This is a genomic window from Methanobrevibacter filiformis, from assembly GCF_001639265.1.
Taxonomy (GTDB): domain Archaea; phylum Methanobacteriota; class Methanobacteria; order Methanobacteriales; family Methanobacteriaceae; genus Methanacia; species Methanacia filiformis.
The window spans coordinates 1-11,212 of the sequence record NZ_LWMT01000282.1 but is presented as its reverse complement, the minus strand read 5'-3'; the positions used below and the strand labels follow the sequence as shown (position 1 = coordinate 11,212).

The 11,212-nt window shown below is 27.7% G+C and carries 8 protein-coding genes and 1 pseudogene; 5 read left to right on the top strand and 4 right to left on the bottom strand.

Annotated elements, in window-relative coordinates; translation table 11 throughout:
* Window positions 1–110: 110 nt before the first annotated feature.
* Window positions 111–1,283, bottom strand: a complete 1,173-nt coding sequence (locus MBFIL_RS09385) for a site-specific DNA-methyltransferase (protein WP_066973874.1) — start codon at window positions 1,281–1,283, stop codon at window positions 111–113.
* Window positions 1,284–1,620: 337 nt separating this feature from the next.
* On the bottom strand, window positions 1,621–1,824 hold the full coding sequence (locus tag MBFIL_RS09380; RefSeq protein WP_157078747.1) for a hypothetical protein: 204 nt from the start codon (window positions 1,822–1,824) through the stop codon (window positions 1,621–1,623).
* 488 nt (window positions 1,825–2,312) lie between these two features.
* Between MBFIL_RS09380 and carA the strand changes: the two genes are divergently transcribed.
* Window positions 2,313–3,395, top strand: a complete 1,083-nt coding sequence (gene carA, locus MBFIL_RS09375) for a glutamine-hydrolyzing carbamoyl-phosphate synthase small subunit (protein WP_066973870.1) — start codon at window positions 2,313–2,315, stop codon at window positions 3,393–3,395.
* 11 nt (window positions 3,396–3,406) lie between these two features.
* Window positions 3,407–6,775: a carbamoyl-phosphate synthase large subunit gene (carB, locus tag MBFIL_RS09370; RefSeq protein ID WP_066973868.1), complete on the top strand. Its 3,369-nt coding sequence runs from the start codon at window positions 3,407–3,409 to the stop codon at window positions 6,773–6,775.
* Between the two features lie 422 nt (window positions 6,776–7,197).
* On the opposite strand, the pseudogene MBFIL_RS11275 reads toward carB, so the two are convergent.
* Window positions 7,198–7,320: pseudogene (locus tag MBFIL_RS11275) on the bottom strand (HEPN domain-containing protein); the annotation flags it as partial.
* A 67-nt stretch (window positions 7,321–7,387) separates the two neighbouring features.
* Window positions 7,388–7,699: a nucleotidyltransferase domain-containing protein gene (locus MBFIL_RS09365; RefSeq protein WP_066973866.1), complete on the bottom strand. Its 312-nt coding sequence runs from the start codon at window positions 7,697–7,699 to the stop codon at window positions 7,388–7,390.
* Window positions 7,700–8,042: 343 nt separating this feature from the next.
* Here MBFIL_RS09365 and MBFIL_RS09360 point away from each other — a divergent pair, with 343 nt between their 5' ends.
* The 3 genes from MBFIL_RS09360 (at window position 8,043) to MBFIL_RS09350 (ending at window position 10,936) form a co-directional block, all read left to right on the top strand.
* Window positions 8,043–9,305 (top strand): amidohydrolase family protein, encoded by a 1,263-nt coding sequence (locus MBFIL_RS09360; protein ID WP_066973864.1) that lies wholly within the window; start codon window positions 8,043–8,045, stop codon window positions 9,303–9,305.
* Window positions 9,306–9,444: 139 nt separating this feature from the next.
* The gene (locus tag MBFIL_RS09355; RefSeq protein ID WP_066973862.1) at window positions 9,445–9,876 is read left to right on the top strand and encodes a universal stress protein; all 432 of its coding nucleotides are present in this window, start codon (window positions 9,445–9,447) and stop codon (window positions 9,874–9,876) included.
* Window positions 9,877–10,099: 223 nt separating this feature from the next.
* Window positions 10,100–10,936: a CBS domain-containing protein gene (locus MBFIL_RS09350; RefSeq protein ID WP_066973860.1), complete on the top strand. Its 837-nt coding sequence runs from the start codon at window positions 10,100–10,102 to the stop codon at window positions 10,934–10,936.
* The last annotated feature ends 276 nt before the right edge of the window (window positions 10,937–11,212 follow it).

Below are 11,212 nucleotides of genomic sequence, written 5' to 3'. Positions count from 1 at the left end.
GACACACAAGACTAACAATATCAAGAATAAAAAACATGCTAAAAGAAAAATAAGAATATAAACAAAAAACATCACAACATTACACACTACATATCTAACATGAAAAATCCTTAACTTAACAGCTGTGCATAAATAAGGGTTTTAGATTCTTTAATATAACCTAAATTTGTATAAGTATTTTCATTAAATGGTATTGCATCAAAATAAAGATGTATTACAACATGAGATAAATCTCGGATTGTACTAAATTCTGATTGTTCATATTGCTCTTTTTGATAATCCCCAATAGATTGAAATAAAAAAGGATTTGAATCTTGATCTATGAGTCTTTTTCTTGTTATCATACAAGCAGGTTTACCTAAATCAGACATTATCCATTTTCTACCTAATTTTTCCGCTACTGCTCCTGTTGTTCCAGAACCACAAAAAAAGTCAGCTACAATAGAATTTTCATTAGAAGAAGCTTTTATGATTCTTTCAAGTAAATCAAATGGCTTTTGGGTTGTATATCCTGTTTTTTCATTATTTGAAATATGCATCATATCTGATAAATCATTCCATAAATTGGCTACTTTTATTTCTTCAATGGAATATTCTATTTTACCTTTTTTTATTTTTTCTAAAAAAGTTTTAATTCTAGGAGTACCATTTTTTGTCCAATAAATTCTTCCTTCGTTATCTAATTTTTTAATTGAATCCTCAGAGTAATTTCCTTTAGGTGAATCTTTGAAATATAATCTTTTCTGTTCATCAAATTTAAATTTTTTTAATGCTTCTTTATCATTATAATATATTTTTCTTCGTTGTTTTGTAATAGATGTTTCGCTTGATTTAGCATAAAGAAATATTGAATCACAAATCATATCAAATTTTTTTTGTTCTTCTCTAGACATTCTTCCAACAGTTTTTGAGCTTTGCCAAATAATTTCATTCCTAAAATTGTCTTTACCAAAAATATCATCCATTATAACTTTTAAATAATGTCCTACATGCCAATCGATATGAACATAAATAGAACCTTTCTCAGATAACAATTCTCTCATTAAAATTAGTCTTGGAACCATCATTTCTAAATAGCTTGCAGTTCCGTCTTTCCAAGTGTCTTTGTATGCAAATTGTTCTATTACCGTTGGTTTTTGTTGGATATCTCCATTTTGAAGATTAACTTTTGTTCTGTAATCTGCTTTTGAATCGAAAGGAGGGTCAATATATATCAAATCTATTTTTCCTCTCATAGAAGGACTATTTTCACTCTCTGTTAACAAAGCTTTGAGAGTTAACAAATTATCTCCATAAATGAGTCGATTCAACCATGAATTTTCATCAATTTCTTTAGCTTTTTCTTTAAAATATCCACTTTCATCTTTAGAAGGGAGTACATATTCATTTGTTTGTAAGCTTAAACTATAATTACCCCCCCTAAAATTTTATTTGCTTCCTTTTTTCCTCTTTTAAGAATTTTTGGTAACTCTTCAATTAATGATTTAGCCATTATTTACTCTCCAATATCAAAAATATCTAATATAATTAAAATTATTAACTTTACAAATATTTATAGTTAATTATAGTTAATTAAAATTAAAAATTATAGGCTCTGTTAAAATAGTCCTGTGTTAATTTTTAAACAGCATTTTTTTCATCCCATCTTCTCTCAGCAAAACAGTTCCTCATTTTTAATCCTAAATCAGTTCGATGTAATCTTTTAAGTGGGTTAGATAATGTTATTCCGAAGTAATTTTCAGATACATTGTTGGTGGATGGTAGAAATGGATGTTTAAGGTGTTGTATGAATTTTTCAAAATTCCTTTTTAACTTTTTGGTCATGAATTCATATAATTCTTCTGGAATTATAAAATTGTGCGAAAAATCAGTATTACTAATCAAAAATTAAATAATAATCACAACTACTTATCATGTGAATTCTTTACACAGTCTTCAGCTTGCTCAAATGTAACTGTAAAAAATATATTAAAAACTAGAGCACTGTCAAAAGTCACTTATTTGAAAATGAAGATTTTTGGTTTAATTATTTCTCATATTCTTTTTATTTAAGACATATTAATATAGTTTAAATTAGATAAAAAATAAAGATATTTTTATATCATTAATGTAAAAATATTATTTAATAATCATTGACTTTAATTGGAAAAATATAAACTAAAAATATGATTCTGTTGAAGTCATTTTAATTGCATTTTCATTTATTAATTATAATATTAAATTTAGTATTACTTATTAATTTTAGTCGATTTTATATTATTAACAATAAGGTATTGTTAATAATTTATATCTTCATAAAAAATGGTGATTTAATGGAAATTGGAGCTAAATTAGCTTTAGAAGATGGAACAATAATTAAGGGTGAAGGTTTTGGGCATGAAACTACTAAACTTGGTGAAATTGTTTTTTCAACGGGGATGGCAGGATATGTTGAATCTTTAACTGATCCCTCATTTAAAGGTCAAGTTTTAATGTCAACTTACCCTCTTCAGGGAAATTATGGTGTAAGTGAATCATGGTATCAATCTAATAAAATTCAGGTTGAGGGATATATTGTAAGGGAATTGTGCAGAGAACCATCAATGTTTTCATCTCAAAAGACGCTTGATGAATTTTTAAATGATTTTAAAGTTCCTGGGATTAGTGGTGTGGATACAAGGGATTTAACTATTAAAATCCGTGAAAATGGATCTATGAATTGTGCAATTTCAACTGAGGATGTTGATGATGATGAATTAATAGCTTTAGCTAAAAATCATCCATGTATTGAAGATATTGATCTTGTTCCTATGGTATCAACCAAAAAACCTGTTGTGTTTGCTGAGGAGCTTAATAAAAAAGTAGCTATTATTGATTGTGGAGTTAAACGAAATATTATCAATGGTTTTCTTAAAAGAGATATAGGGGTTGTTTTGTTTCCTTATAATTCTACTGCCAAAGATGTTTTAGATTATGATGTAGGTGGACTTATGGTTTCATGTGGACCTGGAAATCCTGCACGGCTACTGGATACTGTTGAAACTATTAAAGGACTTCACGAGAAGCTTCCAATTTTTGGTATATGTATGGGACAGCAAATTGTATCTAAATCATTTGGTGTGAAAACATATAAAATGAAATTTGGTCATAGAGGAGCTAATCAACCAGTTAAAGATTTGAAATCTGGAAAAGTATTTATAACTTCTCAAAACCATGGTTTTAGTGTAGATACTGAATCATTAGTTGAAAGAGACCTTGAACTTACTCAAATTAATCTTAATGATAATACTCCTGAAGGGTTTTCCCATAAGGAGTTACCAATTCATTGTGTGCAATACCATCCTGAAGCAGGTCCTGGTCCTAATGATACTAATTACATATTTGACAAGTTTAATTCAATGATTGAAGAATATTAAAGAGGATTATAATGCCAATTGATAATAATATTAAAAAAGTACTTATAATTGGGTCTGGACCTATTCAAATAGGTCAGGCTGCAGAATTTGATTATTCAGGATCTCAAGCTTGTAAATCTATTAAAGAAGAGGGAATTGAAACAGTTTTGATTAACAGTAATCCTGCTACAATTCAAACAGATATGGATATGGCAGATAGAGTTTATGTGGAGCCCTTAACTCCAGAAATTGTAGCTAAAATCATTGAAAAGGAGAAAGTTGATGGGATTTTACCTACAATGGGAGGTCAAACAGCATTAAATGTTGCAATGGGACTTGATGATATTGGTGCATTAGATGGAATTAAAATTTTAGGGTCTTCTGCTCAAACTATTAAAAATGTAGAAGATAGGGATCTCTTTGATGGATTCATGAAGAAACTAAATGAACCAACTCCAAAATCCAGGGCTGTTGAATCAATAGATGATGCGATTAAAGCTGTTGGAGAAATTGGTTATCCTGTTATTGTTAGACCTGCTTTTACACTTGGTGGAACTGGTGGTGGAGTAGCTACAAATCAAGAGGAACTTGTAGAAATAGCTACACATGGACTTGATATGAGCTTTATTCATCAAGTTCTCATTGATGAGTCTGTTTTAGGATGGAAAGAGTTTGAATATGAAGTAATGAGGGACAAAAATGATACTTGTATCATAGTTTGTAATATGGAAAATATTGATCCAATGGGGATTCATACTGGTGAAAGTATAGTTGTAGCACCAGCACAAAACTTAAATGACATTGAATCTCAGATGTTAAGAGATGCATCTATTAAAATAATCAGAGCACTTGGAATAGAGGGAGGATGTAATATTCAATTTGCAGTAAATCCTGAAACAAGTGAATATAAAGTTATTGAAGTAAATCCTCGTGTAAGTAGAAGTAGTGCACTTGCTTCAAAAGCTACTGGATATCCAATAGCTAAAATATCCTCAAAAATAGCTATTGGAATGACATTAGATGAAATTAGAAATGATATTACTAAAGAAACACCAGCATCATTTGAACCAGCATTAGATTATATTATTTCAAAAATCCCAAGATGGCCATTTGATAAATTTAAAGGAATTAACAGAAAAATTGGAGTTCAAATGAAATCCACAGGGGAAGTAATGGCTATTGGACGAACAATTGAAGAATCTTTACATAAAGCTATCCGTTCTCTTGATATTGGACTAAATGGTTTTGAAGAAGTTGATTTTAGTAAAGATGACTTAAAAAATCCTACAGATGAACGATTATTCCAATTATACAGTGCAATAAAAATTGGTATGCCTATAAATGAACTTCACAAGCTAACACAAATTGATACTTTCTTTTTAAATAAAATTAAAAATATCGTTGATTTTGAGAAAAAAATAAGTTCTGATTCATTTAAAAATAAAGAGCTATTTTTAAAACTTCTAATTCAAGCTAAGAAAATGGGATTTTCTGATAATCGTATTAGTGAACTTGTAGGGGCTAATGAGTCTAAAATTAGGCAATTAAGATTAGAAAATGGAATTATTAGTGATTATAATATGGTTGATACATGTGCAGCAGAATTTGAAGCTAAAACACCATATTATTATAGTAACTATGATGGAATTGGAAGTAAAAAGAATCATGCAAAGTTTGAGATAAAGAATAATAACAGTAATACTAATAATAATACTAATAGTAATACGAATAATAATACGAATAATAATACAAATAATAATAGTAATAATAATACTAATATTAATACTAATATTAATATTAATAGTAATAATTATAATTATGATGTTACTGAATCCAATATTTCAAAGAAAAGAAAAATTGTAATTTTAGGTGCAGGACCAATTAGAATAGGTCAAGGAATTGAATTTGATTATTGTTGTGTTCATTCAAGCTTAGCATTAAAAGATGAGGGAATTGAAACAATAATTATTAATAATAATCCTGAAACTGTAAGTACAGATTATGATGTTTCAGATAAGCTATTTTTTGAACCATTAACCTTTGAAGATGTAATGTCTATTATTGATAGAGAACAACCAGAGGGAGTGATTGTCCAATTTGGTGGGCAAACTTCAATTAATTTAGCTGTTCCACTTGCAAATGCTGGGGTTAAAATACTTGGAACTCCTTATGAAAGTATTGATCGTGTTGAAGATAGGCAACGTTTTACAAAAGTTCTTGAAAAATTAAACATTCCTCAAGCTCCATATGGACTTGCTAATTCATTTAAAGATGCAAGAGATGCAGCTAAAAAAATAGGGTTCCCTGTACTTGTTAGACCTTCTTATGTAATTGGTGGAAGAGCAATGGAAATAGTTTATGATGACTATGAGCTTAAGGAGTACATGGAAGAAGCTGTAAGAGTATCACCTGAACACCCAATCCTTGTTGATAAATTCTTAGAAGATGCCATTGAAGTAGATGTAGATATATTATCTGACAAGGAGGATGTGTTCATTGGAGGAATAATGGAACATATTGAAGAAGCAGGAATTCACTCAGGAGATTCTGCATGTGTCATACCTCCACAATCTATTCCAGATGATATTCTTGATACAATAAGAGAATACTCTCATAAGTTGGCTATTGAACTTGATGTTGTTGGACTTATGAATATTCAATATGCTGTTAAGTTAGATGAGAATAAAGTGTATATTATAGAAGCAAATCCAAGAGCAAGTAGGACTATTCCATTTGTAAGTAAAGCAATAGGAGTTCCACTTGCAAAGATAGCATCACAACTCATTATTGGTAAGAAATTAAAAGATTATGGATTAACAAAAGAAATAAAACTTAATCATGTAGCTGTTAAAGAATCTGTTTTCCCATTTTTAAAACTTCCTGAGGCTGATGCAATTCTTGGTCCTGAAATGAAATCTACTGGTGAAAGTATGGGTATAGATAAAAATTTTGGATTAGCATTCTATAAGTCTCAGCTTGCTGCTGGAATGGATCTTCCAGAATCTGGAACAATTTTTATCAGCGTTAAAGAGCAAGATAAACCTAAAATCCAACCAATTGCAGAAAAAGCAAATAATTTAGGTTTTAAATTAATAGCCACCCCAGGAACTGCTGATGCTGCACCAGATGTAGCTATTCAAAAGGTAGGTAAAATAAGCCAAACTTCTCCAAATGTAAGTGATTTTATACTTAATAGGGATGTAGATTTAATAATAAACACGCCATCTGGAAAACTTTCCGCTGCAGACGGATATAAAATAAGACGTTTAGCTATTGAATTAGGAATACCTTATGTTACAACAATAGCTGGGGCAAAAGCAGCTTTAAATGCTATTGATGCTGTTCAAAACAATGATGTTGATGTTAAGTCATTAAATGAATATATTGATGAAAATAGCTAAATTATTTGGATATATCTTTAATTCATAAGATTAAATCACTTTATTTTTATTGTAGTTAATCAGGCACAGTCAAATTAATACTATAAAAGTCTTACTGTAAAATCAATGAGAAATAAAGGAATATGATTCATTATTATCAAAAATTCAAGCTTAAAAAGAGATCATAATAATAAAATAATGCTCAAAAATTTCAAATCAGTAACCTAATTGACTGTGCAATTAAATAACAAAATTAAAATAGTTAAAAACTTATAAAAACCTTTCACATTCTTCTACAAATTTTTTAGCATTATCTAAATCTTTTTTAGCTTTATTTTTTGTTGAACTAAAAGAGTAATCATAATCTGCCTTCTCTCTATCATCTTCAAGATTAGAAAAAAATTTTCCTATTACTTTATCAAAATCTCCATTAACAATATATTCTAAACCAAATTCACTATAGTTCTACTATGTGTTTTAGTAGATATTCCTTTTTTAATTAATAATGCATTGGCTGCATGAAAAACAGTGTAATATGATCTATTAATACAATCAGAATAAAATTCATTTTCAAAATTTAATCAGGCTACTTTTAAAAGTTCTAATGATTTTTTAAATGTAATATTTACTTTTTCATCCAATTAAAACACCATCACTTTCAATATTAACATAAAAAGGAAAATCACTATGTGTTTTATAATGATCTAAAGGTATTATTTTTAAAGAAATACGTTCTCCCATTTCAAGAAGTATGTCAAAAACTTTAGTATATATCTCATCTTCAATTTTTAAATCATCATCAATATTAGAGGTTAATATAAGAATATCTATATCAGAATCTTCTGTATCTTCACCTCGTGCAACAGATCCAAATAAAATGACTTTTTCAATTTCTGGATGATTCAAAGAATTTGCAAACTCAATATCTAATTGTTTTCTATTCACTTTAACTCCTCAATATGTAGTATTAATTTGAGTTGTATAATAATAACTATTTCTATTTATGTAATTAATTAGTTATATATTTTGTACATATACCTCATATAACTATTATGGAGATATTTGATTTAAAAAAGAATAAAATGCTTTATAGTTCTTCAATTAACAGTAATAATGAATATTAGTTAATCATGACTAATTAGTTTAAGATTTACATTAATTTGCTCTATTCTGTTCTATATATTAATAACTATAATTTATTTAGTTATTACTAATTTATTTATAGTATTATTTCTATTGTTTTTATTTTGATAAATATTAAATATAAATTAAAATATAATACTATTTAATGTATACAATTAAAAATGGTTTAGTTTTATATGGAATTGAACTTGAACCTAAAAAATCTAATATATTGATCTGTGAGGGTGAGATTATTGAGATTTCTCCTGATGTTTGTGAAGGGGAGGTAATTGATGCAACAGGCTGTTTAGTTTGCCCTAGTTTTCTTAATGCTCATACACATATTGGTGATTCATTTATTAAAGATATTGGGGATGGTAAAACGATTGATGAAATTGTTAAACCTCCTAACGGATTAAAACACAAAGCTATTGGGGAAGCTGATGATGATGAGGTTATAGGAAGTATTAAAAGATCAATGTGGGATATGTTAGATTCTGGAACTACTCATTTTATTGATTATCGTGAGGGAGGAATTAAAGGAGTTAAACTTCTTAAAAAAGCAGCTGAAAATATTCCAATTACTCCAATTATTTTAGGTCGGGATGATATATTCTATAAAAAGGATGAATCTTTATCTAAAGTTAAAATAGCTATTCGTAAACTTCTTAAGACTTGTGATGGAATAGCTCCAAGTGGATTTGGTGAAATTAGTTTTGAAGTTGCAAAATTAATAGCTGAAGAATGTGAAAAAGCAGGGAAAATTTCCTCTATTCATGTGGGGGAGTATGAGCAAGTTCAAAAAGACTCTATTAATAAATTTGGAAAAACTGAGTTAAATTTAGCTATTGATGCAGAATTTGACCTTTTAATTCATTTAACTTATCCAATGAAGAATGATTTAGATCTAATACTTAATAAAAATAATAATAAAAATAATTATTTAGCATTATGTCCAGGTTCTAATGCTATTTTATCTCTTGGAAATCCTCCTTTAGTAGATATTTTGAAAAAAGGAATTAAACCATTAATTGGAACTGATAATATAATGTTAAATTCACCTAATTTACTTAGAGAAATGAATTTTATATTGAAAATATCCAGAGCATTATCTAAGGATTATGTGTCTCCAAAGGAAATACTTAAAATGGCAACAACTAATATACATGTGCATGATCATTATTGTCATAATCATGGGAGTACTCTTACCAATTGGGGTAATGATTTCAATCATAATGATGAGGTTAATGTAGTTAATAGGATTGTAAATAAATCTATAATTGCTGAAAATCAAATTCCTCAATTAATGATTGTAAAAAATATTTCAAAAAATCCTTATTTGAACATGATAAATAGAGTTGAAACAAAAAATATTTTATACTTAATTAATCATAATAATATTATTAAAAATAATATACTCATAAATTAAATTAATTTTTATAAATCATTTAACATAATTTTAACATGATTAAATAGATAACATGGTTAAACAATCTGATCAATTAGTTTAGCAGCTATTTATTATTTTAAGGATGTATATTATTATTCTATATTGGTGGAGGTTTTTAATGTATAATAAGATTTTATTGCCTACTGATGGGCAGGCTATTTCAGAAAAATCACTGAAACATGCAGCTTTTATTGCAGAAGCAAGTAATGCAGAAATAATAATTGTAAGTGTGGCTGAAACAAGTTTTGCAAGTGGACTTCCTGTAGCAGAAAATTTATCTGAAATTATAGGGGCACTTACTGTTATGGCTGAAGACAATGTTAAAAAAGCAGAACAGGAAATAAAAGAATCTTATTCTGATATTAAAGTTAAAACTCAAGTATATGAAGGAGTTCCTGCAGATATCATTTTAAAAATAATTGATGAAGAAGATATTGATCTTGTGGTATTTGGAAACTCTCAAAAATCAGGTTTTCAGAAATTTTTAATTGGCAGTGTATCTGATAAGGTAATTCGTTCAAACAAATCTTCTGTTCTGTTTATTAAATAATATTATTCTTCTTAAAACTTATTTCCTTCTTTAAATTAAAAATTAGATAGGGCGATAATTAATATAATTAATTATTTTTTTTTAAAAATCAGTTAATTGTATTTTTTATAGTTTTAAATGATTGAACTTATTATGATTACTATTATAATTACTATTATGTTGATTATTATGTAGTATTATAGGGAATATTTATTCATAATTATTTTATTAATTAGGTGTTAACATGTTAGTGAAAGATATAATGACTGATAAGATTGTACATGTTTCAGTTCCAGGGAATCGTGAGAAAGCTTTAGAATTAATGATAAGTAAGAATGTTTCAGGTCTTCCTGTTGTAAAAGAAGGATCTAAAAAGTTAGTTGGAATTATAACAAGGTCAGATTTAATTGAAAATCCTGGTGAAGATCAACTGGCTTTATTAATGTCAAGAGATTTAGCTACAACTTCTTTAAATGAAGATGTAAAGATTGTAGCTAAGAAAATGTTAGATAATCAAGTTAGAAGGATTCCAGTTCTTGATGATAATGAAGATTTAATAGGTATTGTTACAGCATCAGATTTGGTTTCATCTGCTATAACTGAAATGAACATTGAAGATCCTGTAGAGAATTATATGGTTAGGATGATTCCAACAGTATGGGAAAAAACTCCATTAAACGTTGCTTTTGAAATGATGAGGTCTTTTAACTTTAAATGCCTCATTGCATTAGATGATGAAACTAAAATTAGTGGAATTTTAACTGAAACTGATTTTATTAATGAAAGTGAAGTTGTTTCAGAAACAAGTGTTCATAATTCTACTGTTGGAACAGAAGGGGATAAATGGTCATGGGATAGTAAATCTGTCCTTTATGTTGAAAAGCATATGCTTAAATTTTCTGATAAAAATGTATTGGATGTTTCTACTAATCAAGTTGCAACAGCAAACACTAAAACAAGAGTTTCTGAATGTGCAAAAAGAATGTATGAAAATAAAATAGAACAGATTCCAATAATTGGTGTTGATGGAGAACTCGTTGGTTTAATCAGAGCTAATGATTTAATTAAGTCTTTAATTTAGATATTTTATCTCCTTAACTTATTATTTATTTAGCTTTTATTAATTCTTATTATTTATTTAATACTTTTTTAACTATAATTATGTTGTTCCTTTTTAATTAATAGCTAAATTTATAATAGCTATTAGATAATATTTTATTTAAGTATTTATAGGAGATTATCCATAATTAAAATAAAGGTTTATGATTGTTGGATATGGTTTTAGATGTTTTTTAGTTTTTGTTTTAGTTTTTTAGTCTATTTTTTGTGTTTTAGTTTTAAACTTTTTTAATGTGTT